General features: G+C 70.8%; 20 protein-coding genes. 10 read left to right on the plus strand and 10 right to left on the minus strand.

All coding sequences use genetic code 11. The features are described from left to right. Positions 1 to 105 precede the first annotated feature (105 nt). A complete protein-coding gene (locus AB0230_RS16590) occupies positions 106 to 1,299 on the plus strand; it encodes an FAD-dependent oxidoreductase (protein ID WP_366376921.1) in 1,194 nt (397 codons plus the stop codon). 34 nt (positions 1,300 to 1,333) lie between these two features. Here the strand turns inward: AB0230_RS16590 and AB0230_RS16595 are convergent, their stop codons facing one another. The 6 genes from AB0230_RS16595 to AB0230_RS16620 form a co-directional block, all read right to left on the minus strand. Next, a complete protein-coding gene (locus AB0230_RS16595; RefSeq protein WP_366376923.1) occupies positions 1,334 to 3,913 on the minus strand; it encodes a glycoside hydrolase family 78 protein in 2,580 nt (859 codons plus the stop codon). Further along, a complete protein-coding gene (locus tag AB0230_RS16600; RefSeq protein WP_366376925.1) occupies positions 3,910 to 4,950 on the minus strand; it encodes an NAD(P)-dependent alcohol dehydrogenase in 1,041 nt (346 codons plus the stop codon). The genes AB0230_RS16595 and AB0230_RS16600 overlap by 4 nt, the downstream gene beginning before the upstream one ends. Beyond that, positions 4,947 to 5,843, minus strand: a complete 897-nt coding sequence (locus AB0230_RS16605; RefSeq protein WP_366376927.1) for a carbohydrate ABC transporter permease — start codon at positions 5,841 to 5,843, stop codon at positions 4,947 to 4,949. The genes AB0230_RS16600 and AB0230_RS16605 overlap by 4 nt, the downstream gene beginning before the upstream one ends. A gap of 5 nt (positions 5,844 to 5,848) precedes the next feature. Then, the gene (locus tag AB0230_RS16610) at positions 5,849 to 6,733 is read right to left on the minus strand and encodes a sugar ABC transporter permease (protein ID WP_315993934.1); all 885 of its coding nucleotides are present in this window, start codon (positions 6,731 to 6,733) and stop codon (positions 5,849 to 5,851) included. 68 nt (positions 6,734 to 6,801) lie between these two features. Beyond that, a complete protein-coding gene (locus AB0230_RS16615; RefSeq protein ID WP_366376929.1) occupies positions 6,802 to 8,091 on the minus strand; it encodes an extracellular solute-binding protein in 1,290 nt (429 codons plus the stop codon). 93 nt (positions 8,092 to 8,184) lie between these two features. Beyond that, complete coding sequence (locus tag AB0230_RS16620; RefSeq protein ID WP_315993932.1) at positions 8,185 to 9,210, minus strand: LacI family DNA-binding transcriptional regulator; 1,026 nt, start codon at positions 9,208 to 9,210, stop codon at positions 8,185 to 8,187. A 467-nt stretch (positions 9,211 to 9,677) separates the two neighbouring features. Between AB0230_RS16620 and AB0230_RS16625 the strand changes: the two genes are divergently transcribed. Next, a complete protein-coding gene (locus AB0230_RS16625; protein WP_366376930.1) occupies positions 9,678 to 11,000 on the plus strand; it encodes a septum formation family protein in 1,323 nt (440 codons plus the stop codon). Between the two features lie 28 nt (positions 11,001 to 11,028). Here the strand turns inward: AB0230_RS16625 and AB0230_RS16630 are convergent, their stop codons facing one another. Beyond that, positions 11,029 to 12,030: a LacI family DNA-binding transcriptional regulator gene (locus AB0230_RS16630; RefSeq protein WP_366376931.1), complete on the minus strand. Its 1,002-nt coding sequence runs from the start codon at positions 12,028 to 12,030 to the stop codon at positions 11,029 to 11,031. A 37-nt stretch (positions 12,031 to 12,067) separates the two neighbouring features. Beyond that, positions 12,068 to 13,747, minus strand: a complete 1,680-nt coding sequence (locus tag AB0230_RS16635) for a glycoside hydrolase family 13 protein (RefSeq protein WP_366376933.1) — start codon at positions 13,745 to 13,747, stop codon at positions 12,068 to 12,070. 190 nt (positions 13,748 to 13,937) lie between these two features. Here AB0230_RS16635 and AB0230_RS16640 point away from each other — a divergent pair, with 190 nt between their 5' ends. Further along, the gene (locus tag AB0230_RS16640; RefSeq protein ID WP_366376935.1) at positions 13,938 to 14,462 is read left to right on the plus strand and encodes an adenine phosphoribosyltransferase; all 525 of its coding nucleotides are present in this window, start codon (positions 13,938 to 13,940) and stop codon (positions 14,460 to 14,462) included. 127 nt (positions 14,463 to 14,589) lie between these two features. On the opposite strand, the gene AB0230_RS16645 is transcribed toward AB0230_RS16640, so the two are convergent. Next, entirely contained in the window at positions 14,590 to 15,813 is a 1,224-nt protein-coding gene (locus AB0230_RS16645) for an FAD-dependent monooxygenase (protein WP_366376937.1), read from the minus strand. Between the two features lie 64 nt (positions 15,814 to 15,877). On the opposite strand from AB0230_RS16645, the gene AB0230_RS16650 reads away from it, so the two are divergent. Beyond that, positions 15,878 to 16,369: a MarR family transcriptional regulator gene (locus AB0230_RS16650; protein ID WP_366376939.1), complete on the plus strand. Its 492-nt coding sequence runs from the start codon at positions 15,878 to 15,880 to the stop codon at positions 16,367 to 16,369. A gap of 51 nt (positions 16,370 to 16,420) precedes the next feature. Here AB0230_RS16650 and AB0230_RS16655 read toward each other — a convergent pair whose 3' ends face one another. Then, positions 16,421 to 17,461, minus strand: a complete 1,041-nt coding sequence (locus tag AB0230_RS16655; RefSeq protein WP_366376941.1) for an Lrp/AsnC family transcriptional regulator — start codon at positions 17,459 to 17,461, stop codon at positions 16,421 to 16,423. Between the two features lie 163 nt (positions 17,462 to 17,624). On the opposite strand from AB0230_RS16655, the gene AB0230_RS16660 reads away from it, so the two are divergent. From AB0230_RS16660 to AB0230_RS16685, 6 genes are read left to right on the plus strand one after another with little or no spacing between them, the layout of a single operon-like run. Beyond that, positions 17,625 to 18,524, plus strand: coding sequence for a polysaccharide deacetylase (locus AB0230_RS16660; protein WP_315993924.1), 900 nt, complete (start codon positions 17,625 to 17,627; stop codon positions 18,522 to 18,524). A gap of 27 nt (positions 18,525 to 18,551) precedes the next feature. Next, positions 18,552 to 19,865: an MFS transporter gene (locus tag AB0230_RS16665; protein WP_315993923.1), complete on the plus strand. Its 1,314-nt coding sequence runs from the start codon at positions 18,552 to 18,554 to the stop codon at positions 19,863 to 19,865. Continuing rightward, complete coding sequence (locus tag AB0230_RS16670; protein ID WP_315993922.1) at positions 19,865 to 20,650, plus strand: SDR family oxidoreductase; 786 nt, start codon at positions 19,865 to 19,867, stop codon at positions 20,648 to 20,650. Before AB0230_RS16665 ends, AB0230_RS16670 begins: the two co-directional genes overlap by 1 nt. Next, the gene (locus AB0230_RS16675) at positions 20,647 to 21,654 is read left to right on the plus strand and encodes a 2-dehydropantoate 2-reductase (RefSeq protein ID WP_366376943.1); all 1,008 of its coding nucleotides are present in this window, start codon (positions 20,647 to 20,649) and stop codon (positions 21,652 to 21,654) included. Before AB0230_RS16670 ends, AB0230_RS16675 begins: the two co-directional genes overlap by 4 nt. Beyond that, positions 21,651 to 22,808 (plus strand): M20 family metallopeptidase, encoded by a 1,158-nt coding sequence (locus tag AB0230_RS16680; protein WP_363577559.1) that lies wholly within the window; start codon positions 21,651 to 21,653, stop codon positions 22,806 to 22,808. Before AB0230_RS16675 ends, AB0230_RS16680 begins: the two co-directional genes overlap by 4 nt. Further along, the gene (locus tag AB0230_RS16685) at positions 22,805 to 23,872 is read left to right on the plus strand and encodes an oxidoreductase (protein WP_315993919.1); all 1,068 of its coding nucleotides are present in this window, start codon (positions 22,805 to 22,807) and stop codon (positions 23,870 to 23,872) included. Before AB0230_RS16680 ends, AB0230_RS16685 begins: the two co-directional genes overlap by 4 nt. Positions 23,873 to 23,903 lie beyond the last annotated feature (31 nt).

The following is a 23,903-nucleotide window of genomic DNA, read 5'->3' on the forward strand; positions in this document are numbered from 1 at the left end:
TGGACACTCGACCTGCTTCCTGCCGGACCGGAACGGGCGCTACCGGATGCCGCGCGCGCCCGCAAGCCGTCCGGTGCGGTCAGGTCGGGCGGGGACGCTGAGCGCATGACCACGACACACTTCGACTACCTCATCGTCGGCGGCGGGATGGTCGCCGACACCGCCGCGCGCGGCATCCGCGAGATCGACGCCGACGGATCGATCGGCATCCTGAGCGACGACATCGACGAGCCGTACACGCGCCCCGCCCTCAGCAAGAAGCTGTGGACCGACGACGAGTTCACGTGGGACAAGGTGCCGCTGGGCACCGCCGCCGACACCGGCGCCGACATCCGGCTGCGCACGCGCGCCACGGCGGTCCGCCCCGAGGAGCACGAGGTGGATGCCGACGGCGAGACCTTCTCGTACGGCAAGCTCCTTCTCGCGACGGGAGGGAAGCCCGTCGCCCTCCCCGTCGACGACGCATCGAACGGCGAGCGGGTGCTGTCGTTCCGCACCGCGGAGGACTACCGGCGCCTTCGCGCCCTGGCCGAGGACGTCGACCGCATCGCGGTCGTCGGCGGCGGGTACATCGGGTCCGAGCTCGCGGCGGCCCTCGTGCAGAACGGTGTCGACACCGTCCTCATCCACACCGGTGCGGTGCTGGGCGACGCGGTCTTCCCCGCGGCGCTCGCCGAGCGTTTCGAGACGCTGTTCCGCGATGCGGGCGTCGAGATCGTCGCGGGATCCAAGGTCGAGGGCGGATCGGCGGATGCCGACGGCGTCACGCTCGGGCTCGAGAACGGCGACGAGGTGCGCGCCGACGCCGTCGTGAGCGGTCTGGGCATCGAGGTGGCCACCGACCTCGCCGAGAAGGCCGGCCTCGCGGTCGACGACGGCGTGCACGTGGATGCGCAACTGCGCGCCTCGGTCGACGACGTCTACGCCGCCGGCGACGTGGCGAGCTACCCCGACCGCCTGCTCGGGCGTCGCCGGGTCGAGCACGTCGACAACGCCAACGAGCAGGGCAAGGCCGCAGGCCGCAACCTGGCGGGCGCCGCCGAGCCGTACACGCACACCCCCTACTACTACTCGGCGGTGTTCGGCATCCGGTACGAGGCGGTCGGAACCCTGGACTCGTCGCTCGAGACGGTGGAGGACTGGATCGACACCGACCACGGGGTCGTCTACTACCTCGACGACGACCGTGTCGTGGGCGTGCTCCTCTGGAACGTCGAAGAGGCCCGGGATGCCGCCCGCGCGGTGCTGGCGGAGGCCGACACCCTGACGCGCGACGACCTGGTGGGCCGCATCCGCTGACCCGTCTGAGCCGCGGCGGCGCCGACAGGCAGCGTCACACCGGTGCCGGCACGTGCGCGGCCACGGTGTACGTGTGCACTCCGGATCCGACCTCGAACGTCTCGCCCCCCGGCAGTGCGACGACTCCCGTCGTTCCGGTCGGGACCGCGACGTCCACGTGGAGCTCGCCCTCGTCGACGTGCCACGCGATCGAGGCCCGCCCGTAGGGCGTCTCGTGGGCTGCGCGCGCGAAGGTGAGACCGCCGCCCGGCTGGGGCCGGAAGGCGATCCGGCGGTAGCCGGGGTCGATCGGAGCCAGACCTCCGACGGTGCGGTGGATCCAGTCGGCCACCGCGCCCAGGGCGAAGTGATTGAACGACGTCATCCCGCCCGGGTTCACCGTCCCGTCGGGGAGCAGGCTGTCCCAGCGTTCCCAGGTCGTCGTTCCTCCGGAGAGGACCGTGTACATCCACGAGGGGCATTCGCGCTCGAACAGGAGGTCGTACGCGGCGTCGAGATGCCCCGAGTGCGTCAGCGCGTCGGTGATCAGCGGTGTTCCGGCGAAGCCGGTGGCGATCCGGTTCCCTCCCTGGCGCACCAACGTCGCCAACCGCTCTCCCCAACGGGCGACCTCCTCTTCGCCCTCGGCCAGGTCGAACTCGATCGCGAGCGCATAGGCGGTTTGGGCGTCGCTGGTCAGGAGGCCCGAGGCGGCCACGTACTCGCGACGGAACGCTGCCTTCACCTCGGCCGCCAGGCGCGCGTACGTGCGCGCGTCATCGACCTTGTCGAGCACCTCCGCCATCTTCGCGAGATGACGGCTCGACCACGCGAAGTAAGCGGTCGCCACGAGGTAGCGATCCGTGGTGGCGTCTGCGGGGTCGTGCGGCGGTGCCGCCGGGTCGAGCCAGTCGCCCAGCTGGAAACCGGTGTTCCACAACCGATCCGGCCCGGCGAGCCGAGCCACCAGATCCACCCACCTGCGGGCCGAGTCGTACTGCTCTCGAAGGATCTGCGCGTCGCCGAACTGGCGATAAAGGGTCCACGGCGTCAGCACCGCGACGTCGCCCCATGCCGCACCCGGGCGGATCGGCGTCCACTCGTCTCCTCCGGGGATGACGGGGACGTACCAGGGCACCGTCCCGTCGGGGAGCTGCTCGACCGCGACGTCGCGCAGCCACGACCGGAGCATTCCCGAGCAGTCGTAGAGGTATGACGCCGCGGGGGCGAACACCTGCAGGTCGCCGGTCCAGCCCAGCCGTTCGTCGCGCTGCGGACAATCCGTGGGGATGTCGACGAAGTTATCGCGCATCGACCATCGGACGTTCTCGTGCAGGCGGTTGAGGAGCGGGTCCGACGACTCGAACCAGCCCGTGCGCTCCATGTCGGTGTGGTAGACCCGCGCGACGACCGCGCCGGGCGCGATCTCGCCCGGCCACCCGTCGATCTCGGCGTAACGGAACCCGTGAATGGTGAAACGAGGTTCCCACTCGAGCGGCGAGCCGTCCGTGATCAGCACATCCGTCGCCGCCGCGCCCCGAAGGGGTCGCGTGTACAACTCGCCGTCCTGGAGGACCTCGGCATGGCGGAGTGTGATCTCCCGCCCGGACTCGGCGTGCACGCGCAGGCGCAGCCGACCGGAGATGTTCTGCCCGAAGTCGAGGATCCAGCCTCCGGACGCGCCCCGGACGACGGAGACGGGAGCGAGCTCCTCGGTGCACCGCACGGGTGCGCCCTCGGGCGCGACGAGCGTTCCATGATCGACCGGGAGCGCCCTCGCGGGCCTCCACGACGGGTCGGCGGCGCCCGCCCATTCGTCCTGCTGCAGACGGGCGTCGTACCGCTCGCCCTCGTAGAGACCGGTGGTGACGATCGGGCTCGCCGCGACCTCCCAGGCGTCATCCGTCGCGACGACGACGCGGCTGCCGTCGGCGTATTCGATCTCCAGCTGGGCGATGAGACCGATGTCGCTGCCGTAGAGGTTCGGGTATCCGCCATGGAAGCCCAGCCGGCCGCGGTACCACCCGTCGGCCAGCCACGACCCCACGGTGTTGCGCCCGGAGACGAGGTGCTCGGTCACGTCGTAGGTGTAGTACCTCAGCCGCTCGCCGTACACGGTCCACCCGGGGGACAACGCGTCGTCGCCGACGCGGACGCCGTTGATCTCGACCTCGTACAGGCCGTGCGCGCTCGCGTACAACCGCGCGCGTGCGATCGGACCGACGAGGTCGAAGGCGCGGCGGACGCGAGGCGGGCGCCGCAGGGCCTCCGCGTCCTCCGCCCAGTCGGGACCCACGACCGACGCGATCCAATCGCCTTCGCGCAGGAGCCCCGCCTCGACGGGGGCGGGTGTCGACCACTCCGACGTCGAACCGTCCTCACCGTGCACGCGCACGCTCACCTCGGCCCGCTCCCGCGACGTCAGTGGGGAGAACGGCCAGGTGACCAGCACGGAGTCGGTGTCGGCGATGAGAGCGGTGGTCTCGACTCGCCCGTCCGCGGACAGAGCGACCTCGTACGCGCGCTGGCGCCATCCGGCGGGAGCCGTGGTCTTCCACGACAGGCGGGGTGCGGCGACACCGATGCCGAGGGCGCGCGGCAGGTGCTCGAACGTGACGGGGGATACCTGGATCATGCGGGGGGATTCTCATCCTGCTGGGGGTGGACCATGGGTTTGAGGGCGGACGGATCGCGGCCCGGCAGCATGAGCGCGTTGTGCACATCGCTGAGCGGATGGACGCTGGTGACGAGCCGGCGCAGATCGATGCGTCCGCTCGCCGCCAGTGCGATCGCGTCCGGATATTGGTGCGCGTAGCGGAACGTCCCGGTGAGGGTGATCTCGCGGGACTGGATGACGTCGAGGGGAACGGACGTCTGCCCGTCGGGCGACATGCCCACGAGAACGGCGCGACCGGCGGGACCGAGGGCGGCCAGCCCCGTGCTGATCGCCGCACCGACGCCTGAGCACTCGATGAGCACCGTGAAGCCCGGGGGGAGCTCGTCGGCACTCACGTCGATGGTGTCGGTCGCGCCCGCCTGCATCGCGGCGACGAGGCGATCGCCGGCCACGTCGCTGACGCTCACGTCGGCACCCGCCGCCCGGGCGACCTGGAGGACGAGGAGTCCGATCGGGCCCGCGCCGCTGACCAGAACGCGGTCCCCCACGGTGACCGACGCCTTGCCGACCGCCCACATCGCCACGGCGAGTGGCTCGATCAGGGCCGCCTCGTCGTCGTCCAGGCTGTCGGGGACATCGTGGGCGAAGTCCGAGTGGGTCACCACATGGGTGGCGAAGGCGCCATCCACCGGTGGCGTCGCGAAGAACCGCACGTCGGGACACAGGTTGTAGCGTCCCGCTCTGCACAGGGCGCACCGCCCGCAGGGAACGCCCGGTTCGAGTGCCACGCGGCTACCGATCCGATTCCGTGGAACGCCCTCTCCCACCTCCACGATGACGCCCGACGCCTCGTGGCCGAGGATCAGGGGCGCCGATACGACGGTGCTGCCGATGCAGCCGTCGCGGTACCAGTGCACATCCGACCCGCAGACGCCGACCGATCGGACTTCGACGAGCACCTCGCTCGCCTCGAGCGGTGCGATCGTACGCGTCTCCACGACGGTCTTCTCGACCGCCGTCATGACGGCGGCGTGCACGGGCTGCGCCGCCCTCACCCCTTGACCGCCCCGCTCGCGAGGCCCGCCATGATGCGCTGGTTGAGAACGAGATAGATCGCCAGGATGCCGAAGACGTTGATGCAGATGGCGGCGAAGAGCGGACCGTACTGGGTGGCGCCGAACTGCCCCGTGAAGTTGAGCAGGCCCACCTGCACCGTTCGGAGTTGCGAGGAGTTGGTGAACGTCAGAGCGATGAGCAGGTCGTTCCAGAAGAAGAAGAACTGCACCAAGCCGACGGTCACGATCGAGTTACGCGCCATCGGCAGGGCGACCGCGCGGAACGAGCGGAAGATCGATGCGCCGTCCAGCGTCGATGCCTCGAAGACCTCGCGCGGGATGGCTCGGAAGTACGTCGCCATCATGAAGACCGTCAGGGGGAGCCCGGTGGCGGTGTAGGTGATGATGAGCGGCCACAGCGAGCCCGTGAGGCCTGCCTGGAAGTACACGGAGAACAGCGGGAGGAGGATCATCTGACCCGGGACCATGATCCCTGCGAGGAAGAGGAGCAGGATGCCGCCTCGCCCTCGGAACACCATGACCTCCAGCACGAATCCGGCGGCGACGCCCAGCACGAGCATGAGGAACAACGCGGGGAAGACCGCGAGCACGCTGTTGAGGAGGTAATGGCCGATGTTGCCGGTCACCCAGGCGTCGGCGTAATTCTGGAAGTTCAGTGCCCGAGGAAGGGCCCAGGTGGGCGCATTGAGGAACTCGTCCTGGCTCTTGAAGGAGTTCATGAGCAGCCAGAGCAGGGGCAGCACCTCGATCGCGACGAGAAGCGCGATGAGGAGCGTTCCGGGAAGACGTCGCAGTGACGCGCGGCGCACCGGCGGGCGGCGACGGTCGCGCTCGACGGAAGTCGGGGTCTTGGGCAAGGTGGCGGTGGACATGGAGATCAGCCCTTCGTGACGTCGCGTCGCGACGACCGGAAGATGAAGACGGTCACGATCAGGCAGAGCATCGTCAGCAGAAGCGCGATGGACGCGCCGTAGCCGTACTCGCCGTAGCTGAACGACGTCTGGAACATGTAGAGGGTCAGCGGCGTGGTGGCCGTGCCCGGCCCGCCGTTGGTCAGCGCGACGATCGAATCGAACACCTTGAGCGTGCCGTTGATGGAGAAGATGATCGACGACAGCAGCACGGGCAGCGACAGGGGCAAGACGATGCTGCGGACGAGACGGAATCCGGTGGCCCCGTCCAGACGGGCGGACTCCATGATGTCGTCGGGGATGTCGAGAAGGCCGGTGTACAGCAGCACCGCATAGAAGCCCATCGAGCGCCAGAGGTCCATGATCACGAGCACGACGATCGCGCTGACCGGGCTTCCGAACCAGTCGATCGACTCGACTCCGAACATGTTCAGGATGCCGTTGACGGGACCGGTCTGCGGTGCGACCTCGAACAGCTTCTGGAACATCAGCGCGACGGCCACGGTCGGGATGATCACGGGGAAGAAGACGAGCGTACGCACGACACTGCCGCGGTTGCGCAGGACGAACACGTAGAACAGCGCCAGGAGATAGCCGAGCAGCACCTGGCCGGCGGTGATGATCACGGCGTAGAGAAGGGTGAAGCGGAGCGCCTCGCCCACGCGCGGGTCGCTGAACAGGCGTGCGAGGTTCTCCACGCCCACGTACTCGAAGCCCGAGATCGCATTCCCCTCGAAGAGGGTGTAGCCCAACGACCACACCACGGGGATGAGCATGACGAGGGAGTAGACGACCAGCGCCGGGCCGAGCAGCAGCGCGATCGCCCTCTTATCGCCGAGGACCTTGTGCATAGCGGATGTTCCTTCGCATCGATGGCGGAGGCGAGGACCGTTCGCAACGGCCCTCGCCTCCCCGAGGGTCAGCCCAGGTCTGACTGGACCAGGCTCATGAAGTCCTGCGGCGAGATGGCGCCCGTGACCAGCTGAGCGGCGTTCTTCTGGCTCGTCTCCGTGGCCTTGGCGTTGAAGAGGGCCTCGAACCACAGAACCGACTCCTGCGTCGATGCGATGCGGTCCTGGACGAGCGCGGTGAGGTCGTCGACCTGCACGTCGCCATTGACCTTGAAGCCGGAGATCGTATCGGCCTCGGAGAGCGACTGCGCACCGTAGTTGTTCGCGATGCACGTCAGCCACTTGCCGGTGTCGTCGGTGTACGCCTTCGCCGACAGGGCCATCGGGAGTCCGACGTTCGCCGGGGTCTGGCTCGAGTCGCCCGCACCGCCTGCGACGTCGGGGAACGGCATGAAGCCGATGTTGTCGGAGCCGATCTGGTTCGCCGACTCGTCGGCGAAGTTCGCCAATGCCCAGCTGCCCATGTAGAAGAAGGCGGCCTTCCCGGTCAGGAAGGTGTTGAAGGCCGTGTCGTAGTCGATCGACCCCACGCCCTGACCGAAGTACCCGTTGGCGCCGAGGTCGGCGACGGCCTGAGCGGCCGCGACGTACTCGGGATCGGTGAGCTTGGCGTCACCGTCAGCGACCTTCTGCAGGGCGTCCGGGCCGAGGTCGCGGAAGATGTAGCCGCTGATCAGGCGGGTGATGGGCCACCCCTGCTCGCCGGAGGCGGAGAAAGGCTGGACGCCTGCCGCTTGCAGCTTCGCTGCGCCGGCGGAGAGCTCGTCCCAGGTGCTCGGCACATCGATGCCGTTATCGGCGAGCAGCTGCTTGTTGTACCAGACGCCCTCGATGTTGTACTGGTACGGCAGCACGTTGAATCCGCCGTAGAGCTGCTCGATGGTCGAGATGGCGGCCGGCTCGATCTGGTCGATGACCCCGAGGTCGGTCAAGGTCTTGTCGAGGTCGAGGACCTGACCGCCCTGGGCGAGCTCCTTGGTCAAGGCGGGGGCGTTGCCCGCCGCGTACTGCGCCGGAAGGGCGTTCTGGCCGGCGAGCAGCTGCAGCTTCTGGTCCAGCTGCGTCTGCGGCACCGTCTCGACCTGAAGCGGCTGGGCGTCGTTCTCGGCCTTGCACTGGTCGGTGCTCAAGCTGGTGAGCAGCTCGGGAATGGTCGTGTTCTCCTGGTTGACCAGGAACGAGAACGATGTCGCACCCGCCGACCCGCCGCCGGCGCACGCGGTGAGGGCGAGGAGCCCGGCGGCACCGAGCGAGGTGATCGCGACCATGCGGCGCGAGCGCGGGAATGCTGTGGACACTTTTCCTCCTTGAAAATGCGCCTCGATCATTGAAGCGCTTCAAGAGGATTATGCATGGGTGCAGAAGACGCGTCAACTCATTTTTGAAACGCTTCAGTCTCGGAGTGGCGTGGCCCGCTCGCGCCCGACGGTGCTTTCGCGCACGACCAACTCGGGGCGCAGCATCGTGGTGACATGTCGGTGCTCAGCAGGGTCCTCATCGATCTCGGCGAGGAGCAGGCGCAGTCCCTCGCGCCCCATGTCGAGACCCTTCATCTGAACGGATGTGAGCGGGATCATGCCGCCCCAGGCGGCGGAGTTGTGGTCGCACCCCATCACTGCCACGTCTCTCGGCACCTCGACGCCCCGGGCGCCGAAGACCTGGATGATCGCCATCGCCAACAGGTCCGTGACGGCGATGACGCCGTCGAGACTGCCGCGACGGACGTCCTCCACGAGTCCCTCGGCCGCCCGCAACCCTCCCGGCGGATCGAGGTTCTCCGTCGGGACCTCCTGCAGGGTGACGCGCCCGCCCTCCTCGGCGACGGCGCGCCTCACCCCGCGGCGCCGAAGCGCGACGGGCTGCAGATAGTCCCGACCGCCGACGAACGCCAAGCGGGTGCGTCCGTTGTCGATGAGATGTCGCGCCGCGAGGTAGCCGACCTCCTCGTTGTCGACGAGGACCTGGCAGCAGTCGTTGCGCCCCGTATCGAAGTTCAGGACCACGGTCGGCCGACCGTGGGTGCGGATGCGCGCGACGTCCTCTCCGGCGTCCTCCATCGGGGCGAGCAGGATCCCCCCCACTCGAGCTCCGTCGAAGAAGTCGAGATCCGCTCGCTGCTGGTCTGCCCTGTTGTCGCTGTTGGCCATCAGGACGTTCATGCCGAGCTCCGACGCGTACCGCTGTGCGCCGCGCGCGATGTCGACGAAGAGCGAGTTGCTGATGTCGATCACGACCAGTCCGATGCTGCGCGATCGCCCCGCGGCGAGTTGCTGGGCGTTCGTGTTGCGCACGAAACCCAGTTGCTCGATCGCCCCCTGCACCCTCTCCAATGTGGCGGGGGCGACCTTGTCGGGGTGGTTCAAGACGTTCGACACGGTGCCCAGCGCCACCCCGGCAGCGCGCGCGACATCCGACATGCTCGGCGTTCGCCTCGTGTGCTGCACCACGCCCCCTTCGACCGCCGTGACTCTGAGATGGATGCTAACCGATCGGCGCGATCGATTTGATGCGCTTCAACGCGGACCGGAGCGCTCGACGCCTCCGTGGCGATCCTCGAGGACAAGCCGCGATATCCGCGCAACCCGCTCGCGTCCCGATCCACGGAGGCCGGCCATCACGGGGCGGACGGTCCGCGGAGTATCCGCGTCGCCCCGCGACGCGCCCCGCGAGCGGCGCGCGCGGGTGATCCTCGCGAGCGATGCGGAGCCGCGGCGGTGACCGGCGCGCGGGCCGAGGTCGCACGGAGGGGCGACGCGTGCGGCGCGATGGTCCGTGAGCGGTGCATCCCGCACTCGCGCGGCCCGGCAGGGGTGTCACCCCGCACGACGGGTCTAACCTGGACGCGCGCTGTGAGTCTCGCGGCGCGTGACACCCGGGAGCACCCATGGCCACCGCCGAGCTTCGTCTCACCCTGCCCGTCGACCGTGCCCGCGACGCCGTCGCGGCGGCTCTCACCGAGCAGGGCTTCACGGTGCAGCCGACCCCGGGCGGATCGCTCGACGTCTCGCGCGGCAGCCTGGGCACGACGCTCGTCGCGGGCGCGTTCGCCGGGCAGGACATGCACGTCCGGTTCGACGTGCACCTCGCCGAGACAGCCGAGGGTGCGCTCGCGTCATTCGAGCACTCGACCGCCGGCGGGTTCCTCAAGGGTGGGGCGATCGGCGCCGCCAAGGCGGGCGACGTCGTTCGCGAAGCCGCGCATCTCGCGGGCCGGCGCCTCGCGTCTCAGGGGCTTCTCGTCGATGCTGCGGAGGCTGCCCCCACCGGATCGGGGGATGCCGCGGCTCCTTCGCCCGGTGACGCCCCGGCCGCGTGGCCCGCGCCGGTCGCTCCGGCGCCGCCGGCCGCCGAGGGAGAGCCTGCGGCCCCCGCCCCGCCCTACGTCGGAGCGCCCCCGGTACCGCCGAGCGGATATCCCGGTGCCTCCGGGTACCCCGGCTATCCGGGAGCGGCCGCGCCGTCGGATACGCCGTACGCGCCCGGAGCCTCGCCCTCCGGGGCCGGAACGTCGCCAAACGCCCCCGGCGCGGCATCCGGGACCTCCGAACGCACGAACGGCGTGGCGATCGCCGCGATCATCATGGGCTTCGTGCTGCCGATCGGCGGGATCATCGCCGGGGCCGTCGCCCTCGCCCAGATCAAGCGCACCGGCGAGAAGGGCCGTGGCCTCGCGATCGGCGGGATCATCGCGGGCGGCGTCATCACGGTGCTCTCGATCGTCGCGATCTTCGCGCTCGTGCTCCTCGCGATCTTCGGTGCCGGCGTCGCGTCCTCCTCGAGCGATCCCTTCGAGCTGCCCGCCGAACCGGGAGATGGAGGGGTGACGATCGGCCCGAGCGAGCAGGCGCCCGGTGGTGCGTACACGCTGCCCGTGGGGGCGTGCCTCGACGACATCCCCAGCGGCTTCATCTCGCCCTCCAACCTGGTCGACTGCGCCCAGCCGCACACCTACGAAGTCTTCGGCGGCTTCTTCCTCGCCGACGGCGCCTTCCCCGGTGACGACGCGATCGAGTCGTCGGCTTACGAGGGCTGCGACGCCGTCTACCCCGACTACGTCGGTGTTCCGTGGGAGCAGTCGACGCTCGCGTACACGTACGTCTCGCCGACCGCGGAGACCTGGGCCGAGGGCGACCGCGAGATCTCCTGCATGCTCTACGACCCCGAGGTGGATCAGACCACCGGATCGCTGCGGGGCTCCGCTCGCTGAACGCGTCGTCCGCGGCCCGGCCGCCGCGTCACCGAGACGGCGCGGCGGTCGAGCCGCGGTCGACCAGCTCGAACGGCAGCGTTCCGCGACCGCGGGCCGGTTCGGCGCCCTCGAGCTCGGCGAGCACGGCGTCCGCGGCGCGTTCGCCCTGGCCCCGCGCGAACTGGTCGACCGTGGTCAACCCAAACCAGCGGCCGAGCTCATGTCCGTCGACGCCGATGATCGAGACGTCCTCGGGCACGCGCAGCCCGCGTTCGCGCGCGGCGAGGATCGCGCCGATGGCCATCTCGTCGGATGCCGCGAACACCGCGGTCGGTGCATCGGCGGCCTTGAGGGCGCGCGCTGCTGCCGCCGACCCGCCCTCGATGGTGAAGTCGGCCGGCTCGACGCGGGCGTCGGTGATCCCGGCCTCGGCGAGCACCTCCTCGAAGCCGCGTCGACGCAACGACGGCACGGTGGATCCGGCGTCGATGACGGCATCCGCGCCGATGTGCGCGAGGCGGCGGTGCCCCAACTCGAGCAGGTGCGTGGTCGCGAGGCGACCGACGGCCAGGTCGTCGACGGTCAGGGTGGTCAGCAGGGGGTTGGGTCCGGCGATCGCGACGATCGGGACGCCGAGGCCGCGCAGCGACGCCGACTCCTCGGCATCCAGCTCGAGGGCGATCGTGATGACCGCGTCGATCCGGCGGCGGCGCAGGTGGTCGTCGAAGACGCGGCGGCGTTCGGCGGGGTCGGCGCTGACGCTGTAGAGCGTGATGTCGTAGCCCTGGCGCACGAGGGCGTCGGAGATGCCCGCCAGCACGGTGCTGAAGAACCACCGGTCGAGGAAGGGCACGACCACTCCGACCGCTCGCGTGCGCCCCGAGGCCAGGCTCGATGCGGCGGCCGACGCCACGTACCCGAGCCTCTCGGCCGCGGCGACCACGCGATCGCGCGCCGCGGCCGAAACGGGGCCGCGCCCGCTCAACGCGCGCGAGACCGTGGCCGTCGACACTCCCGCCGCGCGGGCGACGTCGTCGATGCCGACCACGGTCCCGTGCGTCGTCCGAAACGGTGGATGCCGCGGCTCAGGCCGCCGCGATCCAGACGGTCGTGTCGGCGGGCAGGCGGTCGCCGTCGAGGGGGCCGCTCGCGATCAGCACCTCTCCGGCGGGCAGCTCGACGGCGGCATCGCCCAGGTTCGCGACGACGAGCAGCGACCCGTTGCGGAACGCCACGACGTCGTCCCCGAGACCGTCGACCCACTCGAGGTCGCCGGCGCCGAGGTTGCGGGCGCGGCGCTCGGCGAGAAGCGAGCGGTAGAGCGTGAGCGTCGACGAGGGGTCGTCGACCTGCTGGTCGAACGCGAGGTCCGCCCACTCGGCCGGCTGGGGCAGCCACGACGCACCGGTGTCGTTGAACCCGTATGCCGGCGCATCGGCCGTCCAGGGCAGCGGCACGCGGCATCCGTCGCGGCCGTAGCGCTCGCCGTTCGTGCGGAACCAGGTGGGGTCCTGGCGGGCGTCGTCGGGCAGATCGATGACCTCGGGCAGGCCGAGCTCCTCGCCCTGGTAGAGGTAGGACGAGCCGGGCAGTGCGAGCATGAGCGACGTGGCGGCGCGGGCGCGACGCAGGCCCTTCACCGGGTCGGGCTGGCCGGGGGAGGCCGGGCCGATGCCGGCGCCCTGCGGGTTCTCGGCCGTCAGTGCCAGGCGCGAGGCGTGACGCACGACGTCGTGGTTCGACAGCACCCACGTGCTCGGGGCGCCGACGGCGCCGTACTCGTCGAGCGACTCCGTGATGACGTGGCGGAGGGCGGCGGCATCCCACTTCGTCTCGAGGTAGTGGAAGTTGAACGCCTGGTGCATCTCGTCGGGGCGCACCCACAGGGCGGTCTGCTTCACCGTCGGCAACCAGGCTTCGGCGCAGAGGGCACGGTCGCCGTCGTACTCGTCGAGCACCTCGTGCCACTCCCGCCAGACGTCGTGCACACCGGGCTGGCCCCAGTAGGGGACCTCCTCGGCGTCGCCGCCCATGGAACCCGCCTCGGGGTCGGGGCTGTAGTCGGGCAGGCCCTCGGCCTTGATGAGGCCGTGCGCCACGTCGACGCGGAAGCCGTCGACCCCGCGGTCGAGCCAGAACCGCAGCACGTCGCGGAACTCCGCGCGCACCTCCTCGTTGGTCCAGTCGAAGTCGGGCTGGCTCTCGTCGAAGATGTGCAGGTACCACTGGCCGGGCGTGCCGTCGGCCTCGGTCACGCGCTTCCACATGCCGCCGCCGAACACGCTCTCCCAGTTGTTGGGGGGCAGCTCGCCGTTCTCGCCCTTGCCGTCGCGGAAGATGTACCGCGCGCGCTCCGGGCTGCCGGGCGCAGCCTCGAGCGCCTGCTGGAACCACACGTGCTGATCGCTGGAGTGGTTGGGGACGAGGTCGACGATGACCCGGATGCCACGCTCGTGGGCCCCGGCGAGCATCGCGTCGAAGTCGGCCAGGGTGCCGAAGATCGGGTCGACATCGCGGTAGTCGGCGACGTCGTAGCCCGCGTCCTTCTGCGGTGAGGTCTGGAAGGGGCTGAGCCAGATGGCATCCACTCCCAGATCGCGCAGGTCGTCGAGGTGCGCGGTGACACCGGGCAGGTCGCCCAGGCCGTCGCCCGAGGCGTCGGCGAAGGAGCGGGGGTAGATCTGGTAGATGACGGCGGTGCGCCACCACTCGGAGCCCGGGGCCGAGACGAGATCGGCGCGCGCGCCCTCCTGCGTGAAAGTCATGCGCCCCACGTTACTGCAAGCGCTTACAGTCACGTCAACCGCTCCCTCATCGCTTCGTACGCCCGCCCCCCTCCGCCGCGTCGAGTGTCCAGAACACGCCGTGATCGCGCGGGCTGCCGCGGCGTGTTCTGGACTTTCGACGGGGGAGAGTGCGGGGGCGGCAGGGGAGAGCCGCGATTAGGCTGGGGCGGTGCCCGACGCCTCCGCCCTCTCCCGCGCTGAATCGCTGATCACCAGCATCCCCGACTACCCGAAGCCGGGCATCGTCTTCCGCGACATCACCCCGCTGCTGACGGATGCCGCCGCCCTGCGGACCGTCGTCGAGGCGCTCATCGAGCCCTTCTCGGGCCGCTTCGACGCTGTCGCGGGGGTCGAGGCGCGCGGGTTCCTGCTCGCCGGCGCCGCCGCGATCGCCGCGAACGTGGGTCTCATGCCTATCCGCAAGGCGGGCAAGCTGCCGCGCCCCGCGGCGACGATGTCGTACGACCTCGAGTACGGCTCGGCGCAGATCGAGATGCACGACGACAACGCCGCGGGCGCGCGCGTCCTGCTTCTCGACGACGTGCTGGCGACCGGCGGAACCCTGCGCGCCGGGCGCGACCTGCTCGAGGCGGTGGGCAGCGAGGTCGTCGGGATCGCGACGTTGCTCGAGATCGACGGCCTCGGTGGCCGCGACGTGCTCGGCGACGACGTGCACGCGGTCTTCCGCGTCTGAACGGCTGCGTTCTCCGCGTCTGAGACGCGGCACGGAGATCCGGCTCACCGCGGCGTCCGACGGTGCCCGCCGACGTGGCGAGGTCACCACGGGTCGACTCCTGGCGCGCCTGCCCGCGGCGCCACCGTCATTCGTGCGCGGCACTCCGCGTGAGAAGGTCGGGGAGCGGCTGCTCGGCATCGGCGACCTCCGTGAACGTCGCGGTCACGTGCGACAGGGGCGGCGCGGTCATGACCTTGGTGATCACGGCGCGCGCGGCCAGACCGAACCGGGTGCGCGGGTAGGCGAAGCGCAGCATCCCGCGGGGGATGCCCTGGATGCGGTCGACGAGCGGTCGCATCCAGGCGTCCATCTGCTCCAGCGCGTCGTCGAGGGCGTCGCGGCCCGGTCGCCCCTCGATCTGCGAGAGGAATGCCGCGAGCACGTAACCGCCGGTCAGCGCGAGCGACGCGCCCCCGCCGCCCATCGGTGTGACGCACCATGCCGCGTCGCCGATGACGCACACACGCCCGCGGTGCCATCCCGGCATGCGGATCTGCGTCAGCTCGTCGATGTAGACGTCGTCGGAGACGTCGAAGCCGTCGAGCACGCGCGGAGCCTGCCAGCCCGCGTCGGCGTACCGCTCGCGCAGTATGCGCAGGGCCTCCTCTCGGTCGCAGGAGGCGAGGTGATCGTCGCCGGCGTAGGCGAGGATCGCCCGGGTGGTGCCGTGGGGGTCGGGACGCAGGTGCACCTGCCGGCCCTCGACGGCGTTGTACCAGCGCCAGCGGTCGTCGTCGTCGGGCGTGCGGGGGATCGTGCCGAACGCCATCGTCACCCCGAGGGGGCGGGCGTCGATCTCGGTCGACGCGAAGAGGAGGTCGCGAGTGCTCGAGCGCACCCCCTCGGCGACCACGAGGAGGTCGGCCTCGAGCCGCCGCCCGTCGTCGATGGTCACGACCACCCGATGCTCGTCGGTCTCATCGACCTCGGCGATCGACGCTCCATAGACGACGGGCGTGCCGACGGGGAGGGCGTCGAGGATCGTGCGCGCGAAGTCGCCGCGCAGCACCTCGAGTTCGGCCGTCGCCCCGTCGGCTCCGTCCGAGGGGAGCTCACCGATGACCTCGCCTCTCGCGTCGACGATCACCGTCCCCGTCTCGGTCGTGTTCTTCGCGCGGATGGCGTCGGTGAGTCCCATGCGCTCGAGCACGTCTCTCGCGACCCCGCGGACGTCGACGTTCTGGCCTCCGTCGCGGAACGACGTCGACTTCTCGATCAGCGTCACCTTCCACCCGATGCGGCGCAGCCACCAGGTTGCGGACAGGCCGGCGATGCTCGCGCCGGAGACAAGGGCATGCGGGGCGGTCATGGGAACTCCTCGAGGTCAGTAAAGAAAGCTTTACGGCAAAGTCACTTGACTGTAAAGTCATTGCGTGACCGGATCCGATGCGCTCTCCACCTCGTGGTCGACAGACGAGGTCGCCGTCATGCACGGCCTGCGTGACTGGTCGCTGGCCTCCGAGGAGCTGCACCGCCACCTCTCGGCGTGGATGGCGCTGCCTGTGACGGATGCCGACGCACTCGGCCGCATCGTGTGGGCTGAGCAGTCGGGGCACCCGCTGTCGCCCGCTGAGCTGGCGCGGCAGATCGGGATGACCTCCGGGGCCGTGTCGGTGCTGATCGACCGCCTCGAACGGGCCGGGCACGTCGAGAGGCACCGTGGGGACGCCGACCGTCGGCGCGTGAACCTGCGTCCGACGTCGGCGGCGAGGGCGGGGACGGCGGATTTCCTGGACGCGGCCGGAACGGAGATCGCCGCCGCCGTGCGTGACACCCCTGCCGAGGAACTGCGTGTGGTGCGCGCGTTCCTGGGCCGCATGACCTCGGCGTCGGGGGCCGCGAACACACGATTGCGCGCGGGCTGAGCGCGGCCGTCTCTGCTGCGCCGACCCGCGAGGCTCCGGAGGTGGTTCCGCTCAGCGGCGCAGCACGCCCTCGACGGAGTCGCCGAGGCGCAGGCCGTCGCGATCGACCCAGTACCGGCGTTCGAGCCGCAGGCCCGCGACCGACTGCACCGATCTGACGCCGGCGAGGGTGCCGAGGTCGTCGCGCACGAAGCGGGCGAGATCGACGGGCCCGGCGAAGACGCCCGCGAGGCTGACCGGCGCCGAGCCGGTGACGGTCGACAGCAGGCGCACGCTGGGGTGCGCGGCGAGGGTGTCGAGCGCGCCGCGGATGTCGCGCGGCCGGACGTCGATGGTGACGACCGCGTTGAGGGGGAAGCCCATGAGGTCGGGCTGGATCTCGATGCGGGGGGAGATGGCCCCGGAGTGGATGAGGAGCCGCATCGCGCGGGCGGCGGTCGTGGGCGAGACGCCGAGCGTGCGCCCCACCTCGGCGGCGGTGACGCGGCCGTTCGCGCCGAGCATCCGCATGGTCTCGAACTCGAGGTCCGACAGCTGTTCGAGGTCGCGGAGCGGTTCGCCGTCGGCCACGGAGGAGTGCTTCTCGAGCTCCGCGGTGCGCGCGGCGTCGAGTCGGCGGTACCGCCACGATTGTCCGACCTTCGCGGGCTCCAGGATCATCCGGCTGTCGATGGCGCGCACCCCGGGGATGGAGGGGATCGTCGAGGTCAGCAGGTCGTGGGGGTCCGACCCGCGCAGCGGGAACAGGTTGGCGTAGATGTCGGCCGCGCCGCTGGTGCGGAGCACGAACTGCACGTCCGGAATGCGCAAGAGCTCGCTCACGACGGCCTCGGAGTGCCCGGGGGTGGAGGTGACCCACAGCTCGAACGGGTTGCTCGAGGTGATCAGCTCCCAGGCGAACCGACCGACGACCCGGAGAAGGCGTTCGTCCTGCAGGCGCGCGAGGCGCCGGGAGGCGGTACTGGTGGGGATGCCGAGGATGTCGGCCAGTGCGGCCGTGGGGACGCGGGGGGCGATGTGCAGGGCCGCCACGAGGTCGAGATCGGTCTCGTCGAGCTGGGGTCGGACCGCGCGCGGGTCTGATCGGTGCACGGTCTCAACCTATCTCAGCCGCCTCTCGCTGGCCGGAACGCGAATATCCCATTCGAGGAAACACGAACGACACATTTGCCCATCATGCTTGCCTCCAAGTTTGTTTATTCCTACAGTTGCCTGCATCGATGACGCAGGTGTCGTCGAAGGCCAGGAGGATCGCATGGACGAGCAGCAACCGTGGCAGTGGGACGAGAGCGTGTGGCGCGGCCACGTGGAGCACGTCCGGGCGGGGCGCCGGCTCGTGCACGACGACCCCGCACAGCGATGGCCGTCGGGCGCGCGGGTCGCCGTGCTGCTGTCGTTCGACTCCGACCACGAGTCGATCCCCCTCCGCGACGGGGAGACGTCACCGGGTCGGATGGCGCAGGGCGAGTTCGGCGCACGGTTCGCGGTGCCCCGGATCCTCGACCTGCTCGCCCGGTACGAGGCGCCCTCGTCGTTCTACATGCCCGCGGTCTGCGCTCTGCTGCGGCCGGACGAGGCGCCGTCCTACGTCGCGGGCGGTCACGAAGTCGCCGTGCACGGCTGGATCCACGAGCGCAACACCGCACTCGGCCACGACGACGAGCTCGAGCTCGTCAGCCGGTGCCTCGATGTCTTCGAGCGGCAGATCGGACATCGCCCGACCGGCATCCGGACCCCGTCGTGGGACTTCTCGGGGTCGACGCTCGCCGTCATCCGCGAGCTCGGGTTCGTGTACGACTCCTCGCTGATGGCGGATGCCGACCCCTACGAGCTGCTGGAGCACGGCGAGCGCACCGGGGTCGTCGAGATCCCGGTCGAGTGGATCCGTGACGACGCCCCGTACTTGATGATGGACCGCTTCGGCGGCCTCCGTCCCCACATGCCGCCCCGCAGCCTCCTGCAGATCTGGATCGACGAGTTCGACGCGGCGCGCGAGGAGGGCGGGGTCTTCCAGCTGACCATGCACCCGCACATCATCGGGCACCGCTCGCGCCTGCGGATCCTCGATGAGCTGCTCCGTCACATCCGCTCGTTCGACGACGTGTGGATCGGCACCCACGCCGACCTTGCCGCCCACGTGCGCCCCCTCCTCTGACCCGCACCGCCTCGAGAGAGAATGCAGATGACCTCCACCGCACCCGAGACCGTCCACGCGACGAAGCTCAGCAAGAAGGGCAAGAAGGCGATCGTCGCCGGCTCGATCGGCAACGCCGTCGAGTTCGTCGACTGGGCCGTCTACTCGACGTTCTCGTCGATCTTCGCCCACCACTTCTTCCCCGCGGGCAACGACGTCGCGGCCCTGCTGTCGACGCTCGCCATCTTCGCCGTCGGCTTCATCATGCGTCCCATCGGCGCCGCGGTCATGGGCACGTACGCCGACCGTTTCGGCCGCAAGAAGGGCCTGCTCTTCACCATCACCCTGATGGCGGTCGCCACCCTCGTGATCGGCCTCGCTCCGACCTACGAACAGGTCGGCATCTTCGCGCCGCTGCTGCTCGTGCTCGCCCGCCTCGCCCAGGGCTTCGCCGCGGGCGGGGAGTTCGGCTCGGCGTCGGCGTTCCTCGTCGAATCCGCTGCTCCCCAACGGCGTGGATTCGCCGGATCGTGGCAGCAGGTCTCGGTCGCCGCGGGCGTACTCATCGCGTCGGCGCTCGGTTTCACGATCACGACCGCGCTGCCGCCGGAAGCGGTCGACAGCTGGGGCTGGCGCGCCGCCTTCATCTTCGCCGCCTCGCTCGGATTCGTCGGTCTGTGGCTGCGGCGGGGCATCGAGGAGACGCAGTCGTTCGCGACCGGCCGGGAGCGCGTCGACGGCTCCGCGAAGCCCGCCCGCCACAACGCCTTCGTGCGCATGTTCCGCGACCACCCCAAGGCCACGCTGCGCGTCTTCGGCATCACCATCGCCGGCACCCTGCTCTACTACATGTGGGTCAACTTCATGCCCACCTACGCGGCGGTCACCACGGGCATCCCGCTGAACCAGGCACTGCTGGCGAACGTCATCGCGATGATCATCTTCATCGTGCTGCTGCCCTTCGGGGGTCTGCTCTCCGACAAGATCGGTCGCAAGCCCACCATGGCGGCCTTCGCGGGCGGCTTCCTCATCTTCGCGTGGCCCGCCTTCCAGCTGATCGGCGGCGGATTCTGGGCGCTGCTGGCCGTGGAGATCATCGGCATCGTGCTGCTGGTCGGCTACTCGGCGAACTGCGCGGTGATCATGGCGGAGCAGTTCCCGCCCGAGGTGCGCGCGACGGGCATCGGCCTCCCGTACGCCCTCGCGGTCGCCTGCTTCGGCGGCACCGCGCCGTACATCACCACGTGGATGAACACGAACGGCTACGGCGGATGGGTCTGGCTCTACGCGTCCATCGCCGCGGCCATCGGCCTCGCGGTGTACCTCACCATGCCCGAGACCAAGGGCAAGGAGCTGGACTGATGCGTCACGTCCTCGTGACCGGGGCGGGGTCGGGGATCGGCCGCGAGATCGCCCTCGCCTTCGCACGACGCGGCGAGGCGCTCACCGTCGCCGACCTGCACGCCGAGCCCCTCGCCGAAACGGCCGCCCTGGCCCTCGACGCGGGCGCGCCGAGCTGCGCCACGACGACGGTCGACCTCCGCGAGGCCGACGCCCCCGCCGACCTGATGCGCACGGCGTGGTCGACCGCGCCCGTCGACGTGCTCGTCTCCAGCGCGGGCGTGTACCCCGCGACGCCCTTCCTCGACCTCGACGCGCACACCTGGGACCGCGTGCTCGATGTGAACACGCGCGCGCCCGTGCTGCTCACCGTGGCTCTCGCGCGCCGCGCCATCGAGGCCGGGCGTCCGGCATCCGTCGTCAACATCTCTTCCGGAGCGGCGCTGCGCGCTCGACCGGGCGCGGCGCCGTACTCGACGTCGAAGGCGGCGCTGGAGGCCGCGACCCGGGCCTCGGCCCTCGAACTCGGGCCCCATGGCATCCGGGTCAACGCCGTCTCGCCGGGGTTCGTCACCGTCGATTCGCGCGTGAATCCCGTCACAGACGAGTACGCCGCCGCTGTCGGCGACACGCCTCTCGGTCGCCGGGGGACCCCCGCCGACATCGCCCGCGCCGTCGTCTGGCTCGCGGGTGGAGAAGCCGAATGGATCACCGGGGAGGTGCTGCGCGTCGACGGCGGATCGTCGACCGGCGCGTGGCACCTCCCGCAACACTGGGCCGCCACCGGCCAGGGAGAGCACGAATGACCTCGAATTACACGATCATCGGCGCGGGAGCCATCGGCGGCACCCTCGCGGTGCACCTGCATCGGGCCGGGGCGGAGGTACGCCTGATCGACACGGATGCCGAGCACATCGCCGCCGTGCGCGAGCGCGGCCTGCGCATCGAGCACCCCGGTGGGGCGTTCACGGCGCGCCTGCCGATCTCGACCCCCGAGGAGGCTCCCGACGAGCTCGGCGCGGTGCTCCTCGCCGTCAAGGCGCAGGCCACCGACGCCGTCGCCGAGTGGATCGCGCCGCGTCTCGCCCCCGACGGGTGGGTCGCGTCGATGCAGAACGGTTTGAACGAGGCCACCATCGCCCGGCACATCGGCGTCGACCGCACGGTCGCCGCCTTCGTCGACCTGTTCGCCGACGTCGTCGAGCCCGGTGTGGTGCGCGACGGCGGCATCGGCGACATCGCGCTGGGCGAGCACGCCGGCGGGTCCAGTGACCGCGTCCGCGCACTCGCCCACGATCTGCGCGAGTGGGGCACGCCGATCGTCTCCGACAACGTGCCCGGATTCCTGTGGTCGAAGCTGGGATTCGGCGCGATGCTCGTGGCATCCGCCCTCGCCGACGACGACATGGGCGACCTGATCGACCGCCACCGCGCGGGCCTGCACGCCCTCGTGCGGGAAGTGCTGGAGGTCGCGGTCGCCGAGGGGATCCACCTCGAGGGGTTCGACGCCTTCGTCCCCTACGACTACCTCGGCGAGGCGAGCGCCGCCGACGCCGCGACCGACGGGCTCGTGGCCTGGCTCGCCCGCCAGACGAAGAAGCGCTCGGGGATCTGGCGCGACATCGCCGTGCGCGGTCGACGCACCGAGGTTCCGACGCAGTACGCGCCGGTGCGGGAAGCGGCCGAACGCCGGGGGATCCCGGCCCCGCTCACGCGGTGGCTGGTGTCGCGCATCGAGCAGCTCGAGACGCACGCCATCGCGATGGACGAGGCGCACCTCGACGAGCTCGACCGGATGGTGACGGCATGAGCGCGCTGGTCACGGCCGCCGAGGCCGCGCGCGAGGCGCTCATCGCCGACCTGACGGCGTACACGCAGCAGGAGACCCCCTCGGACGACCTCGACGCCCTCGCGGAGGGACTCGCGTGGGTGCGCGCCTTCGTGACGCGTCACCTCGGCGCCCCCGACGCGGAGCGCGTGATCGACGCCGCTCCCCACGGCGATGTCGCCGTGCTCGACTGGGCGGCGACGGGCGGCGGCGCGGGGTCCGTCGCGATCCTCTGCCACTACGACACCGTGTGGCCCCTCGGCACCCTCGCCGAGTGGCCCGTCACGGTCGACGGCGACCGGCTCACCGGCCCCGGCGTCTTCGACATGAAGGCGGGTCTCGTCCAGGCGACGCACGCGATCGCCATCGCCCGCGCTCAGGGACTGCCGCTGCCTGCCATCCGTCTCGTGCTCAACGGCGACGAGGAGATCGGTTCGCTCGGCTCCCGCCCGCACATCGAGGAGGCCGTCACGGGCCGCGACGCCGTGCTGGTCTTCGAGGCGAGCGCCCGCGGCGCGCTCAAGACGGCGCGCAAGGGCGTGGGGATCTTCCGCGTCACGACGCACGGCGTCGAGGGCCACGCGGGGCTCGACCCGGAGCGGGGGGTCAGCGCCATCGACGAGATGGCCCGCGTCGTGCTCGCCCTGCACGCGCTCGCGGACCTCGGTGCCGGGACGAGCGTCAATGTCGGCACCGTCGCGGGTGGGTCCCGCTCCAACGTCACCGCCGGTCGCGCCGACGCCCTCGTCGATGTGCGCGTGACCGACGTGGCCGAGAGCGAAAGGATCGACGCCGCGCTCGCCGCCCTCGAGCCCCACCGCGCGGAGGCGACGTTGGACATCGCCGGCGGGTGGAACCGACCGGTCATGCCGCGGAGCGCATCGACGGTGGCGCTGTTCCGCATCGCAGAGGCGGTCTCGGCGGAGCAGGGATGGGCGGTCGAGGAGATCTCGGTCGGCGGCGCCAGCGACGGCAACTTCGCCGCCGCTCTGGGGCTGCCGGTGCTCGATGGCCTCGGCGCCGTGGGCGACGGCGCGCACGCGCGTCACGAGTGGATCTCCATCGACGGCATGGTGCAGCGCACGGCGCTCGCGGCCGGCATCCTCGTGCGCCTGGGCGGAGGGGATGCCGCGTGACCGGCATCGTCGAGCCGATGAGGCTGCGCGAGCTGACGCTGCGCAACCGCATCTGGATCGCCCCGATGTGCCAGTACTCGGTCGATGCGTACGACGGCATCCCCACCGATTGGCACCGGGTGCACTACGGCGCGCTCGCCGCGGGCGGCACCGGTCTGCTCGTGGTCGAAGCGACGGCGGTCGTCCCCGAGGGGCGCATCACCCGCCAGGACACCGGGCTGTGGAACGAGGCGCAGGTCGAGGCGTGGCGCGGCATCGTCGCGTTCGCCCACGCGCAGGGCGCGGCGATCGGCGTGCAGCTGAACCACGCCGGCGCCAAGGCGAGCACCTTCGCAGGCTTCGGCCGCGACGGCGACGAGCGGGGCTCCGTCCCCGTCGAGCAGGGTGGCTGGCAGACGGTGTCGGCATCGGACGCGCCGGTCATGGGTCTGGCGGCGCCGCGCCCGGCCACGACCGCCGAGCTCGAAGCCGTCGCCGAGGCGTTCGTGGCCGCCGCGCGCCGTGCGGACGACGCGGGCTTCGACGTGGTCGAGGTGCACGCGGCCCACGGCTATCTGCTTCACCAGCTGCTGTCGCCGCTGTCGAACCGCCGCGACGATCGCTACGGAGGCGACCTCGCCGGCCGGGCGACCCTGTTGCTCGACATCGTCCGTCGCATCCGAGCGGAGCTGCCGACGGTGCCGATCATCGTGCGGTTGTCGGCGACCGACTGGGTCGAGGGGGGTCTCACCCCCGACGATGCCGCCACCGTCGCGGGGTGGGCGGTCGAGGCGGGAGCGGATGCCGTGGACGCCTCATCCGGAGGGCTCGTGCTCGCCGACATCCCCGTCGGGCCGGGCTATCAGGCGCACCTCGCCGAGCGCATCACCCGGGAGGGTGTCGTCGCCTCGGCCGTCGGTCTGATCGAGACGGCGCAGCAGGCGGAGGAGGTCGTGCAGCGCGGCGTCGACGCGGTGCGTATCGGGCGCGCGGCCCTGCGCGACCCGAGCACGCCTCTGCGCTGGGCGCGTGAACTCGGCGCGACCGTCGATTGGATCCCGCCGCAGCGCCTTCGGGCGTACTGAACGCGGGCAGGCGCGGCCGCGACGGTCGTCC

The organism is Microbacterium sp. NPDC089190, assembly GCF_040701795.1.
In the GTDB taxonomy this organism is placed as follows: Bacteria; Actinomycetota; Actinomycetes; order Actinomycetales; family Microbacteriaceae; genus Microbacterium; species Microbacterium galbum.

Bases quoted from the DNA above. Each gene is read 5' to 3' on its own strand.
- AB0230_RS16590 (WP_366376921.1), top strand. From the start codon at position 106: ATGACCACGACACACTTCGACTACCTCATCGTCGGCGGCGGGATGGTC.
- AB0230_RS16595 (WP_366376923.1), bottom strand. From the start codon at position 3,913: ATGATCCAGGTATCCCCCGTCACGTTCGAGCACCTGCCGCGCGCCCTC.
- AB0230_RS16605 (WP_366376927.1), bottom strand. From the start codon at position 5,843: ATGTCCACCGCCACCTTGCCCAAGACCCCGACTTCCGTCGAGCGCGAC.
- AB0230_RS16610 (WP_315993934.1), bottom strand. From the start codon at position 6,733: ATGCACAAGGTCCTCGGCGATAAGAGGGCGATCGCGCTGCTGCTCGGC.
- AB0230_RS16620 (WP_315993932.1), bottom strand. From the start codon at position 9,210: ATGTCGGATGTCGCGCGCGCTGCCGGGGTGGCGCTGGGCACCGTGTCG.
- AB0230_RS16625 (WP_366376930.1), top strand. From the start codon at position 9,678: ATGGCCACCGCCGAGCTTCGTCTCACCCTGCCCGTCGACCGTGCCCGC.
- AB0230_RS16635 (WP_366376933.1), bottom strand. From the start codon at position 13,747: ATGACTTTCACGCAGGAGGGCGCGCGCGCCGATCTCGTCTCGGCCCCG.
- AB0230_RS16645 (WP_366376937.1), bottom strand. From the start codon at position 15,813: ATGACCGCCCCGCATGCCCTTGTCTCCGGCGCGAGCATCGCCGGCCTG.
- AB0230_RS16660 (WP_315993924.1), top strand. From the start codon at position 17,625: ATGGACGAGCAGCAACCGTGGCAGTGGGACGAGAGCGTGTGGCGCGGC.
- AB0230_RS16665 (WP_315993923.1), top strand. From the start codon at position 18,552: ATGACCTCCACCGCACCCGAGACCGTCCACGCGACGAAGCTCAGCAAG.
- AB0230_RS16670 (WP_315993922.1), top strand. From the start codon at position 19,865: ATGCGTCACGTCCTCGTGACCGGGGCGGGGTCGGGGATCGGCCGCGAG.
- AB0230_RS16675 (WP_366376943.1), top strand. From the start codon at position 20,647: ATGACCTCGAATTACACGATCATCGGCGCGGGAGCCATCGGCGGCACC.
- AB0230_RS16680 (WP_363577559.1), top strand. From the start codon at position 21,651: ATGAGCGCGCTGGTCACGGCCGCCGAGGCCGCGCGCGAGGCGCTCATC.